17 protein-coding genes are annotated in these 18,927 nt (G+C 60.8%); 12 read left to right on the top strand and 5 right to left on the bottom strand.

Translation table 11 applies throughout. The annotated features are described in order from the left end of the window. Positions 1 to 203: 203 nt before the first annotated feature. Positions 204 to 983 carry a heme-dependent oxidative N-demethylase family protein gene (locus ACXYMP_RS14430; protein ID WP_458907145.1) on the bottom strand — a complete coding sequence of 260 codons (780 nt, stop codon included), beginning with the start codon at positions 981 to 983 and terminating at the stop codon, positions 204 to 206. Positions 984 to 1,054: 71 nt separating this feature from the next. Continuing rightward, positions 1,055 to 1,945 carry an endonuclease/exonuclease/phosphatase family protein gene (locus ACXYMP_RS14435; RefSeq protein ID WP_458907147.1) on the bottom strand — a complete coding sequence of 297 codons (891 nt, stop codon included), beginning with the start codon at positions 1,943 to 1,945 and terminating at the stop codon, positions 1,055 to 1,057. A 126-nt stretch (positions 1,946 to 2,071) separates the two neighbouring features. On the opposite strand from ACXYMP_RS14435, the gene ACXYMP_RS14440 reads away from it, so the two are divergent. From ACXYMP_RS14440 to ACXYMP_RS14495, 12 genes are all read left to right on the top strand, one after another. Next, positions 2,072 to 3,286 (top strand): bifunctional alpha/beta hydrolase/OsmC family protein, encoded by a 1,215-nt coding sequence (locus tag ACXYMP_RS14440; RefSeq protein ID WP_458907149.1) that lies wholly within the window; start codon positions 2,072 to 2,074, stop codon positions 3,284 to 3,286. Between the two features lie 107 nt (positions 3,287 to 3,393). Beyond that, on the top strand, positions 3,394 to 4,443 hold the full coding sequence (gene alr, locus ACXYMP_RS14445; RefSeq protein WP_298566457.1) for an alanine racemase: 1,050 nt from the start codon (positions 3,394 to 3,396) through the stop codon (positions 4,441 to 4,443). Further along, positions 4,440 to 5,225, top strand: coding sequence for an MlaE family ABC transporter permease (locus ACXYMP_RS14450; protein ID WP_458907151.1), 786 nt, complete (start codon positions 4,440 to 4,442; stop codon positions 5,223 to 5,225). The genes alr and ACXYMP_RS14450 overlap by 4 nt, the downstream gene beginning before the upstream one ends. After that, complete coding sequence (locus ACXYMP_RS14455; protein ID WP_458907153.1) at positions 5,222 to 5,968, top strand: ABC transporter ATP-binding protein; 747 nt, start codon at positions 5,222 to 5,224, stop codon at positions 5,966 to 5,968. Before ACXYMP_RS14450 ends, ACXYMP_RS14455 begins: the two co-directional genes overlap by 4 nt. Before the next feature lie 131 nt (positions 5,969 to 6,099). Further along, positions 6,100 to 6,537, top strand: coding sequence for a paraquat-inducible protein A (locus ACXYMP_RS14460; protein WP_458907155.1), 438 nt, complete (start codon positions 6,100 to 6,102; stop codon positions 6,535 to 6,537). Between the two features lie 40 nt (positions 6,538 to 6,577). Further along, positions 6,578 to 7,945, top strand: coding sequence for a DNA repair protein RadA (gene radA / locus ACXYMP_RS14465; RefSeq protein ID WP_458907157.1), 1,368 nt, complete (start codon positions 6,578 to 6,580; stop codon positions 7,943 to 7,945). Positions 7,946 to 7,997: 52 nt separating this feature from the next. After that, positions 7,998 to 8,561, top strand: a complete 564-nt coding sequence (locus ACXYMP_RS14470) for a CvpA family protein (protein ID WP_298566447.1) — start codon at positions 7,998 to 8,000, stop codon at positions 8,559 to 8,561. Positions 8,562 to 8,777: 216 nt separating this feature from the next. Then, a complete protein-coding gene (gene purF / locus ACXYMP_RS14475) occupies positions 8,778 to 10,229 on the top strand; it encodes an amidophosphoribosyltransferase (protein WP_298566787.1) in 1,452 nt (483 codons plus the stop codon). A 61-nt stretch (positions 10,230 to 10,290) separates the two neighbouring features. Further along, positions 10,291 to 10,944: an SDR family NAD(P)-dependent oxidoreductase gene (locus ACXYMP_RS14480; protein WP_458907160.1), complete on the top strand. Its 654-nt coding sequence runs from the start codon at positions 10,291 to 10,293 to the stop codon at positions 10,942 to 10,944. A 114-nt stretch (positions 10,945 to 11,058) separates the two neighbouring features. After that, entirely contained in the window at positions 11,059 to 11,856 is a 798-nt protein-coding gene (gene surE / locus ACXYMP_RS14485; RefSeq protein ID WP_458907162.1) for a 5'/3'-nucleotidase SurE, read from the top strand. After that, complete coding sequence (locus ACXYMP_RS14490) at positions 11,853 to 12,506, top strand: protein-L-isoaspartate(D-aspartate) O-methyltransferase (protein WP_298566442.1); 654 nt, start codon at positions 11,853 to 11,855, stop codon at positions 12,504 to 12,506. Before surE ends, ACXYMP_RS14490 begins: the two co-directional genes overlap by 4 nt. 131 nt (positions 12,507 to 12,637) lie before the next feature. Next, a complete protein-coding gene (locus tag ACXYMP_RS14495; protein ID WP_298566440.1) occupies positions 12,638 to 13,816 on the top strand; it encodes a LysM peptidoglycan-binding domain-containing protein in 1,179 nt (392 codons plus the stop codon). A 76-nt stretch (positions 13,817 to 13,892) separates the two neighbouring features. On the opposite strand, the gene ACXYMP_RS14500 is transcribed toward ACXYMP_RS14495, so the two are convergent. The 3 genes from ACXYMP_RS14500 to ACXYMP_RS14510 form a co-directional block, all read right to left on the bottom strand. Then, positions 13,893 to 15,851 (bottom strand): bifunctional 2',3'-cyclic-nucleotide 2'-phosphodiesterase/3'-nucleotidase, encoded by a 1,959-nt coding sequence (locus tag ACXYMP_RS14500; protein ID WP_458907165.1) that lies wholly within the window; start codon positions 15,849 to 15,851, stop codon positions 13,893 to 13,895. Positions 15,852 to 16,017: 166 nt separating this feature from the next. Next, the gene (gene der, locus ACXYMP_RS14505) at positions 16,018 to 17,475 is read right to left on the bottom strand and encodes a ribosome biogenesis GTPase Der (RefSeq protein ID WP_298566436.1); all 1,458 of its coding nucleotides are present in this window, start codon (positions 17,473 to 17,475) and stop codon (positions 16,018 to 16,020) included. A gap of 48 nt (positions 17,476 to 17,523) precedes the next feature. Then, the gene (locus ACXYMP_RS14510; protein WP_458907167.1) at positions 17,524 to 18,867 is read right to left on the bottom strand and encodes a PQQ-like beta-propeller repeat protein; all 1,344 of its coding nucleotides are present in this window, start codon (positions 18,865 to 18,867) and stop codon (positions 17,524 to 17,526) included. Between the last annotated feature and the right edge of the window lie 60 nt (positions 18,868 to 18,927).

Raw genomic sequence — 18,927 nt, forward strand, 5'->3', positions numbered from 1 at the left:
ACCAACCCGTGCAAAACCACGCGCGTGACCGAATTTCGGGCGGATCATATTGCTGCTGTCAGAATCTACCATGAAAAAAGCGGTCATCTCGACCCGAAGTCTAAATCCGATGCGAACAGGCAACGCACCGCTCTCATGAGGCGAATTTCGCCTACCTGCAGGAGAATATCAGCGCGCCAAAACCCATCGTTTGGCGAAAGCGCCTAGTTGTGCAGCCCCGGCACCTGGATGTTCAACTGCCTAAGTCGCACATCTGACAGCACATATGTATGGATCGAGAACACGACTGCATCCGTCACCGGCAACCGCCGCATTCCTTGACGCTCAACACGCAGCCATTTTGGCCCCTCGCCCGACCCGTCGCGACGGTCCTCTTCGGTTCTGGGTTGATGAAGCTCCGGGTCGTCATAGAGCAGATGATTGGCGCGCCACATCGGGCGCTGGGTCCGTATGCCATCAAACAACCGCTGAACCCGTCGGGCGATGTCGTCCGTATACGCAGCGACCGGTTTGTGAATGCGCAGCATTGGTCGCATATATTTCTGCGCCAGCGACCAACTAGCCGGAAAACACAGGATGGCACCGGTCAGCACATGCTCGTCGCCTTGCTTTTGCATGATGACAAAGTCTTCCTGCACCAATGCCCCACAGGTCAGAAGGGGCGCGCGCTCGTCTATCTTGACCACCCGCCCGTCGGGACAGCGCACCTCGGTCCTTGAGACCTGAAACCCGTCCGTATTCGCGAGCTCGTCCAACACCGTATCAAGAAGCTCGCGCGCCGCGGCCCGCGCATCAGGTGACAGACGATGCACAGCGTCTTGATGGTCGCGCATAAGTGTAACCCGATAGGCCATCTGCGCCGCATAGGCATCGTCTTGGATCAACCATTCGCCAGGCGCGGTCGGGTTCAGACCCGGCAACCGGTTCAGGCGGGTGTCCTCCCACGGGCGTATGGGAAGGTCGTTCTGACAGATTTCCACCATCTGCGGCCTCGTTCTCATGCGCCCTGCAGCATCTGCGCGACAACGCGCAAAGGCAAGCTCGACGCGCGCGCTTAGTTGAAAGGAAGCGCGAAGCGTGCAAACAGGCCATAGTGATCAGATCCGAGACGCGGCAACCGCTGGACGATCCCCTCTCCTTCGCTGACAAAAATATGATCAATCGGCACACGCATCCAGCCCTTCAGCTTGGTCAAAGTCACGTGGGGCGGCCCGATCCGCATCGTGTTGCTTGCCATGGCGACGTTGCGCAGCGCGTCGCTCCAAGGCACCATGTTGAAATCACCACCAATCACCATCGGTCCCGACATTTTCGCAAGCCGGGGCAAAAGACGCGCCAGATGGGCGGGTTGGCTGTAGGGCCATGGCCAGTGCAGATGGATCGACACCACCCAGACCGGGCCTTTCGGGGTGGTGACCTGCATAGCGGCAAGCCCGTCAGCTTCGGCACAGAACCCAGACCCTTCGACAATCGGCCAACGCGACGCGACACCGACCCCGCCAACCGTGGCAAAGGGACAGAATTGACGCGCGCCATAGGTTGCCCCCAACGTGTCAAACAGCGCCATATTCGCCCCGCTCACCTCTTGTAGGGTCAGAAAATCCGGACGCCGTTTCATAACGTCGTCCCCCAGCAGCTTGGGATCTTCCACACGGAACCGCATGTTCTTTTGATACACGCTCAGGTCCATCTCGCTTGCGGCATTCAGAACACCGTTCATGCGCAAGATTGGACCCAGAGCAAGGGTTGCGACCGCAATGGCGAACACGGCCAGCTTGCGCGCCGAAACCAGCCAGAGCAGGACACCCAGCGCCAACAGACCAGCGGCCAGTTGCGGGCGAAACACCGCGAAACTGTCCCCTGCCGGGTGGTGGTGGCCAAGATAGCCCACACCGACCGCGAACAGCAGCACCACCAGCAAGATTTTCAGACCGCGCTTTATCATGCGCTCTTGATACGCCTTCCTTCGAAAAAGGGAACATTCCATCACCTGTGCGTGAGCAACGCTCCGCCGACCTTGTGAGGCTGCGCCAAGACACCCAATGTGCAACTCACATCGTCTGGAGGCCCAATGACCACTGAAAAATTCACCTTCACCGGCCATGGCGGCCATTCGTTGGCTGCGCGACTGGATCTGCCGGATGGCCCACATCTGGCCACCGCGCTGTTCGCGCATTGCTTCACATGCGGCAAGGACATCATTGCAGCCCGCCGGATCGCGGCCCGTCTGGCCGGGCTTGGCATCGCCGTTCTACGCTTTGATTTCACCGGTCTGGGCCATTCGGGCGGCGAATTTGAGAACACCCATTTCACCTCAAACGTCCGCGATATCGAACACGCGGCCAAGGCGCTGTCCGATCGCGGCATGTCGCCCAGCCTGTTGATCGGGCATTCGCTGGGTGGGGCTGCCGTCATCATGGCTGCGGCCAACCTGCCCAAGACCAAAGCGGTGGTCACGATCGGCGCCCCTGCGGACCCGGCCCATGTGGTGAAGACCTTCGAAGACGCCGTGCCCCGCATCCGGTCAGAGGGCGTGGCCCAAGTCTCTGTGGGTGGGCGGCCCTTTCAGGTCGGGGTTGATTTTCTCGACGACGTGACCACAAGCAAGCTGGAGGAAACGCTCTCCTCGTTTCGGCCGGCGCTGCTGGTGCTTCATGCACCCCGCGACGCCATCGTGTCGATCGACAATGCCGCGCGCATCTTCACCGCAGCGAAGCATCCAAAAAGCTTTGTGACTCTGGATGACGCAGATCACCTGATCACGCGTCCGCAAGACGCGGAATACGTGGCCGAAGTGATCGCGGCATGGGCGGCAAGATATGTGCGCCTTGCAGCCCCTGCCCCCCCGCCGGGCGCGCCCGAAGGGGTCGTGCGCGCGACCGAGGCCGACCCCCGCGGGTTTTTGCAAGACATTCAGTCCGGCCCCAGCCATCACACACTGGCAGACGAACCCTTGGCCTATGGCGGAACCAACAAGGGCATGTCGCCCTATGGTTTCTTGGCAGCCGGCCTTGCCGCTTGCACCTCGATGACCATTCGTATGTATGCACGGCGCAAGGGCTGGGCGCTGGATCATGTCTGGGTCGATGTCAGCCACGAAAAAGTGCATGCACAGGACGCAGAAACAGGCACGCGCGACCGGATCGACAGGTTTCACCGCGCCATTCACCTTGATGGCACATTGGATGAAAAACAGCGGACCCGCTTGTTGGAGATCGCAGACCGCTGCCCGGTTCACCGCACATTGGAAGGGTCAAGCAAGGTCCAAACGACATTGGTGGACTGACTGCCAACGCGCGACCTCAACGACACGCGACGGGGAAATCCGCGTGACACTGCTTGCGACAGGCTTTTTGCCTTGACCTGAGCCACACGCACGTCAAAAACCCCCTCATGAGTACGGGTAGACTAACGATTGATCTTGACGCCGTGGCCGCCAATTGGCGGGCGCTCGATGCAAAAAGCGACCAAGGTGTGCAAACAGCCGCCGTGGTCAAAGCCGATGCCTATGGGCTGGGCGTCGGAAAAGTTGCACGTGCGCTTGCTGCAGCCGGTGCGCGACGGTTCTTTGTTGCGGTGGCCGAAGAAGGCGCCGCGGTGCGCGAAGCGCTTGGCCCAGGGCCAGAGATCAGCGTTTTTGCCGGGCATATGTCTGGCGACACCGACATGATCCACGATCTGGGTCTCGTGCCGATGCTGAATTCCGTCGATCAGCTGACGCGCCATTTTGAAGCCCTGCCGGGCCATCCGTTCGGTGTGCAGCTTGATACCGGAATGAACCGCCTTGGCCTGGAACCGGCAGAATGGGCCGCCTTGCGGGAACTGGTTCTGGCACAAGGTCCGCGTCTTGTCATGAGCCACCTGGCTTGCGCGGATGAACCCACGCACCTGATGAACCGCCAACAGCTTGATGCGTTCCATGAAATGACCGACGACGTGGACGCACCCCGCAGCCTCGCGGCGACCGGCGGCATCCTGATGGGGCCTGACTACCATTTCGACCTGACCCGACCCGGTATCGGTCTTTACGGTGGTTTGCCCTTCGACAAGGCCCAGCCCGTCGTCTCGCTCGACTTGCCTGTGGTGCAAATTCGCGACGTGGCTGCGGGCGAAAGTGTTGGGTATTCTAACACCTGGATCGCCGAACACCCGACCCGCGTGGCCACGGTCAGCGGCGGTTACGCAGACGGCCTCGCCCGGCACGTATCAAACAAGGCGGTCATGTTTCATCAAGACACGCCCTGCCCAATCCTTGGCCGCGTGTCCATGGACCTGATCTGCGTCGATGTCACCCACCTGAGCGAGACACCCAAGGCTCTGACCATACTGGGCGACCACCAAAGCGTTGATGATCTGGCTGACGTGGCGGGCACAATCGGTTATGAAGTCCTGACACAACTTGGCGCGCGTTATGCCCGCTATTACGCGCGAGGTCGCGGATGAAGCCGATCACATACCCTCTGGCGGCTCTTGGCCGTGCCACGCTGGGCTTTTTGGCCATGGTGGGGCGCGTCGCGATTTTCGCGGGCCAGTCGCTTAGCCATATCGTGCGCCCACCCTATTATCCGCGCGAGTTTCTGAACGCGCTTTTGAATATAGGCTATTTCAGCCTGCCCGTGGTGGGCCTCACCGCGATCTTCACCGGCGCGGCGCTTGCCTTGCAAATCTACTCGGGCGGCCAGCGGTTCTCGGCCGAGGCCGTGGTGCCGCAGATCGTTGCCATCGGCATGGTGCGTGAACTTGGCCCGGTGCTGGTGGGCCTGATGATTGCCGCGCGTGTCACCTCCTCCATTGCGGCTGAGATTGCGACGATGAAAGTGACCGAGCAGATCGACGCCCTTGTCACCCTGTCCACCCACCCGATGAAATACCTGACTGCGCCCCGTGTGCTGGCCGCAATCCTTGTCGTGCCTGCTCTGGTCGGCATCGGAGATATCATCGGCATCATGGGGGGCTATATTGTCGGCACCGAGCAGTTGGGCTTCGCGCCGGGCGCCTATATCAACAACACGTGGAACTTCCTTGAAACCGCTGACATCGTGTCGTCCCTTGTGAAGGGCGCAGTTTTCGGGTTCATTGCAGCTGTGATGGGCTGCTATCACGGGATGAATTCCGGACGCGGCGCACAGGGTGTGGGCCGGGCCACCAAAACCTCGGTCGAGGCCGCCGCCATCCTGATCCTTGCCGCCAACTTCCTTCTCACCAGCTTCTTCTTTACCTCATGATTGAATTATCAAACGTCCATAAGGGGTTCGGCCCCAAGCAAGTTCTGGCAGGTGTCAACCTGACCATTCCGCGTGGCGAAAGCATGGTGGTGATCGGCGGCTCAGGCACCGGGAAATCGGTGCTTCTGAAATGTATTCTTGGCTTGATGACACAAGACAGCGGCACCATCACGCTGGATGGCGAAGACACACTGAAAGCCGAACGCGACGCGTTTCTGGCCCGCTTCGGGATGCTGTTTCAGGGTGGCGCGCTGTTTGACAGCCTGCCGGTCTGGCAAAACGTCGCCTTCCGCCTGCTGCGCGGATCATTGGCCCGCCCGTGGCCCGAGGCACGCGAGATCGCGGTCGAAAAGCTGCGCCGTGTCGGCCTGACCCCGGATGTGGCCGACCTGTTCCCCGCTGAGCTTTCGGGCGGGATGCAAAAACGCGTCGGCCTTGCCCGCGCCATCGCCGCCGAGCCTGAGATTATCTTCTTTGACGAACCCACCACCGGCCTTGACCCCATCATGTCCGGCGTCATCAACGACCTGATCCGCGAGATCGTCGTCGAAATGGGCGCCACCGCCATGACCATCACCCACGACATGTCATCCGTGCGCGTGATCGCCGACAAGGTTGCGATGATCCACGGCGGAAAGGTCCAGTGGACGGGACCGGTGAGTGAGATGGATGCCTCGGGCGACCCTTACCTGACGCAGTTTATTTCGGGCAGTGCCGAGGGGCCGATTGAAGCGGTGCGGTAGGGAAAGACGCCCGGCAGGCCTGCCGGGCCGCGCCGACCCGCCCCCATGGGGCGGCGCGATTGCGCCACCCCGCGTGTCTTTGCAGCCCTCTGTCGCTCTTTGAAACTCACCAACCCGGACGGCACTTCCCCATGCTCAAATACCTCAACCTCGCCCTCCTCATCGCCTTCCCCATCGCATGGTTCGCCCCTCTCATGCGCGCGGGTCTGAACCTGCCGCTCTTTGGCCTCACGGAAGTCAGCGTGATCTCGGGCCTGCAAGCGCTGTGGGACACAGACGTGATCCTTGCGCTGCTCGTCACCTTCTTCGCGGTTTTTGCGCCGATCATGAAGGTGCTTGGCCTCGCGCTGATCCAGTTCGGCATGATGCGCCGCAAGATGCTGCCGATCTTCAACGTCTTGGGCAAACTGGCGATGGCCGACATCTTCCTGATCGCGCTTTACATCGTGATCGTGAAGGGTGTCGGCATGGCGAAGATTGAAACCGGCTGGGGCCTTTATCTGTTCACCGCCTGCGTTCTGGCCTCCATCTCGATCAGCTTCACGACGGCCAAACGTCAGCGGGTCTGACACCTCTTGCACACCCCTGCGCCGTCAGGCAAAAAGCCCCATGGCAAAAGCTCAGAAAACCTTCACCTGCAACGCCTGCGGCGCGTCCTCGTCCAAATGGTCGGGGCGGTGCGAGGCGTGTGGGGAATGGAACTCGATCGTTGAAGAGGTGCCGCTAAGTGCTGGCCCTGCCTCAAAATCCTTGGGAGGCAAGCGCGGCTCGGCGATCAAACTGACAGACCTATCCACCGAAGAGGCCCCGCCACCGCGCACCGAATGCGGTATGGCCGAACTTGACCGCGTGTTGGGCGGTGGGTTGGTCCCCGGATCGGCTATTCTGGTCGGCGGCGACCCCGGCATTGGCAAGTCGACCTTGCTGTTGCAGGCCGCCGCAAAGTTTGCGCGTGCTGGGTTGCCGACGATCTATGTCTCGGGCGAGGAAGCCTCGGCCCAGGTGCGGATGCGCGCGCAGCGTTTGGGCCTGACCGATGCCCCGGTCCGCCTGGCCGCCGAGACCAATCTGCGCGACATCATGACGACGCTGGACACCGAACGCCCGGCGCTGGCGATCATCGATTCCATTCAAACCATGTGGGCCGACCACGTGGACAGTGCACCGGGATCGGTCAGCCAGGTGCGCACCGCTGCGCATGAGCTGACAACCTTCGCCAAAAAACGCGGCATTTCGGTCGTTCTGGTCGGACACGTCACCAAAGACGGCCAAATCGCTGGCCCCCGCGTGGTCGAACATATGGTGGACACGGTGCTGTATTTCGAAGGCGAGCGCGGCCACCAGTTCCGCATCCTGCGCGCCGTCAAGAACCGCTTTGGCCCGGCTGATGAGATCGGCGTGTTCGAGATGACAGGCAAAGGCTTGGCCGAAGTGCTGAACCCATCCGCCCTGTTCTTGTCTGACCGCGAAGACCCGGCCCCCGGCTCGGTTGTTTTTGCCGGTATCGAAGGCACGCGCCCTGTGCTGGTCGAATTTCAGGCCCTTGTCGCGCCCTCCTCCCTCAGCCAGCCGCGCCGGTCGGTTCTGGGCTGGGACAGCGGGCGCCTGGCGATGATCTTGGCCGTGCTGGAAGCGCGTTGCGGCATCCCGTTTGCCGGGCTTGACGTCTATCTTAACGTCGCAGGCGGCATGAAGATTTCCGAACCGGCTGCCGACCTTGCTGTGGCGGCGGCGCTACTTTCCGCGCGCGAGGACGCCGCAATCCCGAAAGAGACTGTGGTTTTTGGCGAAATCAGTCTATCAGGGGCGTTGCGCCCCGTGGGACAGACCGAAAATCGGTTGAAAGAAGCGCAAAAACTTGGTTTTACCGCCGCAATCGCGCCCACGCGCAGCAAGATCGGCTCGGGCTCCGGGTTGAAGATACAAAAGATGGCGGACCTGACCGGGTTCGTTGGTGAGATTTTCGGGGCCGGTTAGCCCCTCGATAAAGGACGGTTACGGACTATTTCCCGGACCGAAGTGAGACGACATGGAAGGCTTTACCTTGATTGACGGGATCGTTGCGGCGGTCATCCTGATTTCGGCCATTCTGGCCTATTCGCGTGGGTTCGTGCGCGAAGGCATGTCCATCCTCGGGTGGATCGCGGCGGCCGTTCTGGCCTATATCTTTGCGCCGCGCGCCCTGCCGCTGGTCAAGGAAATCCCGGTCCTGAAGGACTTCATCGCCGACAGTTGCGAATTGTCGATGATCGCAGCCTTCGCAGGTGTGTTTGCACTGGCGCTGGTGATCGTGTCGATCTTCACACCGCTCTTTTCCTCTGCCGTGCAACGATCGGCACTTGGCGGTTTGGATCAAAGCCTTGGTTTCGTTTTCGGCGTTCTGCGCGGGCTTTTGTTGGTCGCCATTGCGTTGGTCGTTTATGATCGGATCGTCACCACGGACACCATTCCGATGGTTGATGACAGCCGCACCGCCAAGATCTTTGCGCGCGCGCAAGATAAGATCAACGAACAGATCCCCGAGGATGCGCCGGGCTGGATCGTCGGTAAATACGAAGAGCTGGTTGGCGCCTGCGCAGGACCTGCACAGTAACCAACGCAGGCTTGCCGCGACGGAACGAAAAACGCGCCTGACCCGGCGCGTTTTTTTGCGTTTGGCCGCATAACCAGCCACGCAGCGTTGCCGAAAACCATCACAGTTGCCAGATAGTTTCGTGACAGATCGTGGACTGTCGATTAAGACGGGGCCAACGCCACGGAATCGGAGTTCGCTGCCATGTCCGACACCTCGCCCAACGACACGCCTTCCATGCCGCCTGCGCATCCTTTTGACGATGATAAGTTGAAAGAAGAATGCGGCGTATTTGGCGTCGTTGGCATGGTGGATGCCGCAAATTTTGTGGCTCTTGGCCTACACGCGCTGCAACACCGTGGACAGGAGGCGGGCGGTATCGTCTGCCATGACGCCGAACAAGGCTTCAACTCTGCGCGGCGATTTGGCTATGTGCGCGACAACTTCACCAAAGCCAGCTTGATGGAGACCCTGCCCGGACCGATCGCCATCGGTCACGTGCGCTATTCCACCGCTGGGTCCAAAGGGGCCGTCATCCGCGATGTGCAGCCCTTCTTTGGCGAGTTTTCCATGGGTGGCGCAGCGATTGCACATAACGGCAATATCACCAATGCCAATGCCCTGCGCCGCGAGCTGATTGAGCGCGGCTCGATCTTTCAAAGCTCGTCGGATAGCGAATGCATCATCCACCTTATGGCGCGATCACTTCAGCGCAGCATCCCCGAACGGATGGAAGATGCCCTGCGACGCGTCGAAGGTGCGTTCTCGGTGGTCGCCATGACCCGCACCAAGCTGATTGGTGTGCGCGATCCGCACGGCGTGCGCCCACTGGTGCTGGGCCGACTGGGCGATGGCTGGGTTTTGTCGTCCGAGACTTGCGCGCTTGATATCATCGGGGCCGAGTTTATCCGTGAAATTGCACCGGGCGAAATGGTCGTGATCAGCGCGAGCGGCGTTGAAAGCAGTTTCCCCTTCCGTCCGAAACCCTCGAAGTTTTGCATCTTCGAACATGTTTATTTCTCGCGTCCCGATAGCAGCTATGACGGTCGGTCCGTCTATGAAACCCGCCGCCAGATCGGTGTCGAACTTGCCCGCGAAAATCCGGTGGAGGCCGACATCGTCTGCCCCGTCCCCGACAGCGGCACGCCAGCGGCCATCGGCTACAGTCAGGAAAGCGGCATCCCCTATGCGATGGGGATCATTCGCAATCAGTATATGGGCCGCACCTTCATCGAGCCGACCGAGCAGATCCGCAACATGGGTGTGCGCCTGAAGCTCAACGTGAACCGCGCGCTGATCAAGGGAAAGCGGGTGGTGTTGGTCGACGACAGCGTGGTGCGTGGCACGACGACGCGCAAGATCAAGGACATGATGCTGGATGCCGGTGCCGCCGAGGTTCATTTCCGCATCGCCAGCCCCCCCACCGCTTGGCCCTGCTTTTACGGGGTGGATACGCCCGAGCGTGAAAAGCTGCTGGCAGCCACGATGACCGAAGACGAGATGCGACAGCACCTCAATGTCAACAGCCTGAAATTCATTTCGCTGGACGGCCTGTATCGCGCAGTTGGCGAGGCGAAGGGCCGCGACAAGGCTTGCCCGCAATACTGCGATGCCTGTTTTTCCGGTGAATATCCGGTTACGCCTTCTGACAAGGTCGAAAGTGGGTTCAAGCTTCAAGCGGCAGAGTGACGCCTTAACCCGCGACCAGCTTTGCCCTGCCCTACAAACACATGGATGAAATGACGCCGTCATGACAGACACACAGAAAATTGCATTGGTCACTGGTGCCTCGCGCGGTCTTGGCGCGGCATTGGCGCTGGAACTGTCCAAGACCCACCACGTCGTGGCGGTGGCCCGGACCACCGGCGCGCTCGAGGAACTGGACGACAAGATCAAAGCCGCAGGCGGCGCGGCCACGCTGGCCCCGATGGACATCACCAACAAGGATGCGATGGCGCATCTGTGCCGCTCGATCCATGATCGTTGGGGCCCGATTGATGTCTGGGCGCATACGGCGATCTATGGACCCGCGCTGATGCCCACGCCGGATCTGGATGATAAGGGTTGGACGCAGGCGCTGAACACCAATGTCGAAGCGACGCGCAACCTGATTTTCATGGTCAACGCCCTTATGACCGATGACAGCACCGCCCTGTTCTTTGCCGACGATCACGCTGGGCAGAAATTCTTTGCTGGTTACGGAGCCACGAAGGCTGCTCAGATGGCCTTGGTGCGCAGTTGGGCGGCTGAGAACACCAAGCTTGGTCCGCGCATTGTCATTGCCGAACCCAAGCCGCTTGCCACAACCATGCGCACGCGGTTTTTTCCCGGTGAAGACCGCAGCAAACTGGCCGCGGCCGAGGACGAGGCACGCCGCATTTTGTCCGATGCCGGGCTGACCTAGGCGATCTTGCCCGACAAGCCTTTCGCCAAACGGCGCGCTGTGCTTGCCGCGCGCGCCAAGCTGTCTTATTGAGAAAACAAGACCGCAACTCGCCAAGGGCGGAAGGGCCAGACCATGCGTATTCTCATCACCAATGACGACGGGATCAACGCGCCAGGCCTGAAGGTGGCCGAAGCCATCGCGCAAGAGGTCGCGTTGGAGCTTGCAGGCGAAAAGGCTGAAATATGGACCGTCGCGCCTGCGTTCGAACAATCAGGTGTCGGTCACTGCATTTCCTACACCCATCCGTTCATGATTGCCGAACACGCCCCGCGCCGCTTTGCCGCCGAAGGCAGCCCCGCCGATTGCGTCATCGCCGCGATTTATGACGTGATGCCAGACCGTCCCGATCTGGTGATTTCCGGCGTGAACCGAGGCAACAACTCGGCTGAAAACGCGCTCTACTCTGGCACCCTCGGGGCCGCGATGGAAGCCGCCCTACAGGGCCTTCCGGCGATTGCCCTGTCGCAATACATGGGCAAGGGCACGATGGGGTTGGATAACATTTTTGACGCTGCCGCTGCATGCGGTGGCGACATCGTGCGCCTCTTGCTCGCCGACGCGCCGTGGGAACACGGGGCAGATTACCGACTGTTTTATAACGTAAACTTCCCCCCCGTCGGGGCGGATCAGGTGAAAGGCGTCAAGGCTGCCCCGCAAGGCTGGCGCAATGATGCCTTCTTCAAAATCGAAGCCCAGAACAGCCCGTCAGGCCGCAAATTTCTCTGGATCAAGGGGGGCCCACAGGCCAACCGGTCCGCGCCGGGCATGGATGTGACGCACAACCTTGATGGCTATGTCTCCGTGACGCCGATGCGCGCCGATCTGACCGCGCATGATCAACTGGATGCACTGGGGTCGCTGTTCACATGAACGAAACAAGCGCGAACGACGCGGAACGCAAGATGCAGTTTCTGTTCGCCCTTCGCTCGAAGGGGGTGACGAACCCGCGCGTGCTGTCTGCGATGGAAGAAATCGACCGAGGCCCCTTCGTGCGCGGCCTGTTTGCTGAACGCGCCTATGAAGATATGCCGCTGCCGATCGCCTGCGGGCAGACCATTTCGCAGCCCTCGGTTGTCGGTCTGATGACCCAGGCCGCCAAAATCACCCCGCGTGACAAGGTGCTCGAAGTGGGCACCGGGTCTGGCTACCAGGCGGCCATCCTGTCGCGTCTGGCGCGGCGCGTCTATACCATCGACCGACACCAAAGACTGGTGCGCGAAGCCCGCGACCTTTTCGAAGCGATGGATCTGCACAACATCACCGCGATCACCGGCGATGGATCACGCGGCTTGCCGGATCAAGCGCCCTTTGACCGCATTATCGTGACCGCCGCCGCCGAGGACCCTCCCGGTCCCCTCTTGGCGCAGCTTGCTATTGGCGGTATCATGATCGTGCCGGTGGGCCAGTCCGACACCGTGCAAAGCCTGATAAAGGTCACGCGCGACGAAGATGGTTTTCAGTATGAGGAACTTCTGCCGGTGCGGTTCGTGCCCCTTTTAGAAGGGCTGGGGCAGGAATAGCGGACCCGAACCAAGATACGTGCCGGATGAACCGGACCTGCGGGGACCAAACCCCGCACCCTAGTGACAAGGCCCGCAAAGGGTCGCAACCAGAGCCTGAAAACAGGCCAATGGATTGAGGAAGACGAGCAATGCCACTCCACTGCACGACCGAATTGCGTGCGCCCCGCGCCAAGCGGGGGCGCCATCTGCGCTCTGCCGCCCTGATCGGGCTTTTGGCCGGGCTGACGGCCTGCGACAATAATTTCGACATGGATCTGCGACGGTTTGCCGATGGCGGGTTTTCGACCACGCAAGCCGCGCAAAGTGTTCAGACGGCAAGCCGGCCCAAGGCCGACGCGCGCGGTGTGATTTCTTATCCCGGCTATCAGGTCGCCGTGGCGCGGCGTGGCGATACCGTGGCGCAGGTTGCAGGCCGCATCGGCATGGCGCCCGCTGAACTTGGCCGTTACAACGGACTGCCGATCGACGCCTCCTTGCGCGATGGAGAGGTGCTGGCCCTGCCACGCCGTGTCGCTGAACCTGCAACTGGTGTGATCCAGCCGTCAGATAGCATCGACATCACAACTTTGGCGGGCGACGCCATTGATCGCGCAGATACCAAACCTGCTGCTGCAGCTTCCGGCAAAGTGGCATCTGGCGAAGAACCCACACGCCACCGTGTGAAACGCGGTGAAACCGCTTACTCCATTGCCCGCCTATACGGCGTGTCGGTCCGCGCGCTTGCGGATTGGAACGGCCTGGGGTCAAGCCTGGACGTGCGCGAAGGGCAGCATCTGCTGATCCCGGTCAAGGTGGACACGCCTGCGGCGCAGACCCGCATCAGCCAGCCGGGCTCTGGGTCATCGACCCCGACACCGCCATCTGCGACAAAACCGTTGCCAAAAGTCGACGCGACGCCTGCAAAGGTTGAAACACCGGCCTCGCCCAAGCTGTCGGACACCAGAACGCAAGCCAGCACATCGCGCATGTCACTGCCCGTTGCTGGCAAGGTGACCAGCCTGTTTGACGCTGAAAAGGCGGGCTATATCCTTGTCTCGGCCAAACCGGGTGACCCGGTGAAAGCCGCCGCCAACGGCACGGTCCGGCTTGTCTCGAAGGATGTCGAAGGGGAAGAGATCGTGGTCATCGACCATGGCAACGGCACCCAAAGCGCCTATAGCTTCATCGAAGGCATCAAGGTGAAGAAGGGTCAAAAGATCAAACGCGGTCAACAGATCGCGGTTGCATCGAAGAACCAGTATAACGCCGTGCAATTTCTGGTCTTCAAAGGCACGGAACCCGTCGACCCTATGCCCTACTTGAATTAACCGGCATTCATTGTGTTTGCTGAAAACAAAAGGGCCACCCGCGAAGGTGGCCCTTTTGGTGTGATATGACACATGATCACAGCGAAATGCGGAACAGTGCAAACCCAGTGTCTGACATTCCGGCCTCTTCGATGGTTACGCCATCGACGTTGCTGGCATGGGGCGATGCAGCAGGGCCCGTTTCAAACAACACGCTGGTGTCGGGCAGTGGTGCAAAGGTCCAGTTGGCATCGGCACGCGGGTTGATGGTGCCCTTTTCAACGATGTAGCGCACGATCACATCGCGGTTGGTGTCCGGGCCCTCGAACACCGTCGTATCGCCACCCGCACCTGGGAAATGGCCTCCGCCACCGGCCCGGTAGTTGTTGGTGGCGACTATGAACTCCTGTTCATCTTCAATGGGTTGACCATCGAAGCTAAGGTTCACGATGCGGTGTGCGTCGGGTGCGATCACCTCGCCGTCCTTGTTATAGCGCGGTGGCTGGGACAGATCGATCTGGTATGTCACACCGTCGATCACGTCGAAATTATAGGACGGCATTTCGGGGTTCAGCAAAATTGCGTCCTGTGATCCCGGCGTAATCTGGTTGAACATCACCGCCGAACGCTCCAGCCATTCGCGCACTGTTGCCCCGTTGATCCGAACCGCCCGCACCGTGTTGGGATACAGGTAAAGATCGGACACATTCTTGATCGCCACATCCCCGACGGCCACGTCGGTGTAGTAGTCAGGCCCCCCGCGTCCGCCAGCCTTGAAGGGCGCAGCCGCAGACAGGATCGGAAGACCTTCGTGTTCGGTCCCCTTCATCATCTGTTCGATATACCACCGCTGGGCATTCGACACGATTTGCACGGACGGGTCATCGGCGACCAGCGCAAAATAGGAATGTAGTGGTGCATCGGTCTTGCCGACCGCACGGCGGACATATTCCAAAGTCTCGTCATGTTCCTTTTGAACCGATGCCAGCACAGCAGCACTGCTTTCCACCAAGGGCGTGATCGAGCGGTCTTCGTTGCGCTTGTAGATCGGTCGTGCCTCGCTGGAATGCGACACCACCCGCCATGCGCCGCCGTCATGTTCCAGCATCAGGTCGATCAACCCCATATGCGACCCCCAAAAGCCGCCCATCGTGCCGGGGATGCCCATGATCGTTCCGGCCTCGACATCCACCCCCTCATGATCGGCATAGGTCGAAGACGGGAACACAAGGTGCGAGTGGCCGGTCAGGATCGCGTCGATGCCTTCGACCGCGGCCAGCGGGACGGAGGCGTTTTCCATCCCATCTGTGTGCTCGGCCGCGCCGATGCCCGAATGGGACAAGGCGATGATCAGATCCGCACCCTCTTCGCGCATTTGCGGCACATAGGCGCGGGCAGCCTCGATGATATCGCGCGCCATAACATTGCCTTCCAGATGGCGCCGGTCCCAATTCATGACCTGCGGCGGCACAAAACCGATGAAACCGATGCGAATAGGTTGCACTGTTCCACCCCCATTGGTGATTTCGCGGTCCACGATCACATACGGGGGAAGCAGAGTTTCATCTTCGCGCGGGGTCGCGCCCATTTTCTTCGCAATATTTGCACACACCACCGGGAACCCAGCGCCGGCAAGGGACTTTGACAAAAACTCCAACCCATAGTTAAATTCGTGATTGCCCAGGGTCGAGGCATCAAACCCCAGCGTGTTCATGGCGTTGATCACCGGATGGGTGTCGCCCTCCTTCATGCCCCGCTCATAGGCGATATAGTCGCCCATCGGGTTGCCCTGCAGGAAATCTCCATTGTCCAATAGCAACGAATTCGTCGCCTCGGCACGGATATCACCGATTAGCGACGCGGTGCGCGCCAACCCGACCGTGTCGGTTTCACGGTCCGCGTAATAGTCGTAGGGGAAGACATGCACGTGCAGGTCCGTGGTTTCCATGATCCGCAGATGCGCCTGATTGGGTGACGCGCGCAAGGAATAAGGGTGCAGGGCGATGAACCCAGCCGTGCCGGCAAGAAAGCCGCGACGTGATAGGGTAAGAGACATGGAAACCTCCGGGTCAAGATGTGAACGGAAACGGGCTAGGCGTTCATCATGACAGTGAAAGGCTTGGTTTGGCAAATTTAACCGAGCTGCAAAGCAACGCCCTGCCGATCAGTCAGACCAGCAGAGCGCGTTTCGAGCTTCATTCGATGGCCGGTTGCGCCACATTCTAGTCGTCTGCGCGCCCCTTTCCGAGGTGCTTGCGCAACCGCGATGGCGTCGATTTTTTGCGGTCCTTATAGGGGTTCTTGTCCCCCTGCCCGCGCATCGTCAGCCGAATCGGCGTGCCCGGCATATCGAAGTCTTCCCGCAGTCCATTCACCAGATAGCGGCTGTAGCTTTCCGGCAGCTTGTCAGGATGCGAACACATCACAACAAACCCCGGCGGGCGCGTTTTGACCTGTGTCATATAGCGCAACTTGATACGGCGGCCACCCGGAGCAGGCGGCGGATGCGCCGAAACCATTTCGGCCAGCCAGCCGTTCAATTGCGCTGTTTTCACGCGGCGGTTCCAAACGGTATGGGCGCGCATCACGGCCTCTTGCAGCCGCTCCATGCCCCTGCCCGTCTTGGCCGAGATCGTGATCAGGGGGGCGCCCCGAAGCTGTGGCAGCAGTCGGTTGAACGCTTCCTTCAACTCTTTCAGCTTCGCCTGTTTCTCAGGTTCCGCATCCCACTTGTTCACCGCGACGACCACAGCGCGGCCTTCGCGTTCGGCCAGGTCAGCGATGCGCAGATCCTGTTGCTCGAAGGGAATGGCCGCGTCCAGCAAGACCACGACCACCTCGGCGAACTTCACCGCCCGCAATCCATCCGAGACGGACAGTTTCTCTAGCTTTTCCTGAACCTTGGCGCGTTTGCGCATCCCGGCCGTGTCAAATATCCGCGTGGGCACGCCGCCCCAGTCAAACCGCAGCGAAATCGCATCGCGGGTGATGCCGGCCTCTGGCCCGGTCAGCAGTCGTTCCTCGCCGATCAGCTTGTTGATCAGCGTCGATTTGCCTGCATTGGGGCGACCGATCACAGCCACCTGAAGGGGCTTGTCGATGGTCGGGACACGCGGGCCTTCGTCTGCGTCCTCATCGAAATCCACATCTGTTTCAGGGGCCAGCTCAGCCGCTCGCGCTTCGAATTTCTCTGAAAGTGGGCGCAGAACATCCATCAGCTCGCCCATGCCTTCGCCATGTTCACCCGACAGGCGGATTGGCTCGCCCAGCCCAAGCGAGAACGCCTCGAGATAACCGGCTTCGCCCGCTTTGCCTTCGGATTTGTTGGCCGCCAGGATGACATGTGCATTCTTGCGGCGCAGAATGTCTGCAAACACCTCGTCCGATGGCAAAACACCTACCCGCGCATCAATGAGAAACAGACAGGCATCTGCCATTTCCACGGCGCGTTCGGTCAGCCGACGCATACGGCCCTGAAGGCTTTCGTCAGTGGCTTCTTCAAGTCCGGCGCTGTCGATCACGGTGAAATTCAGATCCCCCAGCCGCGCCTCGCCTTCGCGCAGGTCGCGGGTCACACCGGGCTGATCATCGACCAACGCAAGGCGCTTGCCGACCAGTCGGTTGAACAGGGTGGATTTGCCCACATTCGGGCGCCCCACAATGGCAAGGGTGAAGCTCATTTCGCTCTCCGGGTCACGTCAAGCGCCCCGCTTACACGGTTTTTTCGGTTAGCGCAAAGCCAGAAGTTTACCGTCACGCGAGACCAGGTATGCGGTGCCGTTCACAACCACCGGACGCGTTGCCGCTCCGCCGGGAATGGCGACCTGACTGACCATGGCCCCGTCCACCGGGTTAAACCCGCGCATGACCCCATCCGAGGACGCGACCCACAGCTTTCCGCCCGCCAGAACCGGGCCGAAATTGGCATAGATCGCTTTGCGGCGACGTGTTTTGGATTTGGTGTAATAGGGCAGCGGAACGCCCCAGATGCGTTCACCTGTGGCGGCATCCAACCGCACCAGTTGCGCTTCGTCCGAAACAAGGAACACAGATCCACCGGCCACCCAAACGGGGCCGGTCGCGCCTTCCTTGGCGGTCCAAAGGCGTTCGCCTGACATGTTGAGGGCAAGTGTGCGTCCAACCGGGTTGCCGGTGTAGATCACGCCGTTTTTAACGACGGGCTCGCCGGTGATGTCGGTGACGATCGAATAGCCCCGACCCGCACGTTCACCGGAGACGAAATTCGACCACGTGCGCAGCCCGCCTTGCTTGAGGGCGGCGACCACCTCGCCAGAGGCGAAGGGCAGAAGCACGATGCGGTCGGTCACGGCGGGCGACGAGACACCTACCACACCTTCAAGGCTGGGGGTGCCGGAAAGCCGCCACTTGACCCGGCCCGTGCCCGTTTCAATCGCCCAGGCGGTGTTGTCACGGCTGACCACATAGACAAGCCCGCCTGACACGGCAGGCGCGCCCGAGCCAGACGCATCCATCTTCTGTTGCCACCTGATCTTGCCCGTTGCGGCGTCTAGCGCGCTGACAAGGCCAAAGCCCGAGGTTACATAGACGGTGCCGTCCGCATAGGCCAAGCCACCACCGGATGCGTCGTCTGACCGGTCAGAGGCAGGGGTCAGGTCGCGCGCCCAGACCGACGCGCCTGAAGTCGAGGTCGCGACGACCTGCGCGCGGCTATCAAGCGTGAAGATGCGCCCACCGGCCACGACAGGTTCGGCGGTGATCCGATGTTTTCGGTCATTGCCCTGCCCGATCGGGGCGGCAAACCGCAACTGCGGTGCGGACGACAGGGCCGGGTGCTGCACCTGATGCGTCACGCTGCCGCCCAAATGGGTCCAGCTGGCGTGGTTGACCTGCGCGGGCAGCGCGATGGGGCGGGGTCCGTCCTGACGGTCATCCGCCTTGGCCGCGGCAGCTGCTGCGGCATCGGCGCCCAACGTCTGCGGATTTGGACTGCGCAACTCTTCGCGGTCCCCCGGCAAAATGTATTCCCGCTGGGAACAGGCCACCAAAAGACCAAGCGAGACCAAGATTGCGGCGCTCTGTGTCAATTTCACGATGTGTCCCCCGAGATACCCGATAATTTTTTCTTGGCGCAGCCGGGGTGTTGAGCCCCA

The organism is Aliiroseovarius sp. CAU 1755 (assembly GCF_054482655.1).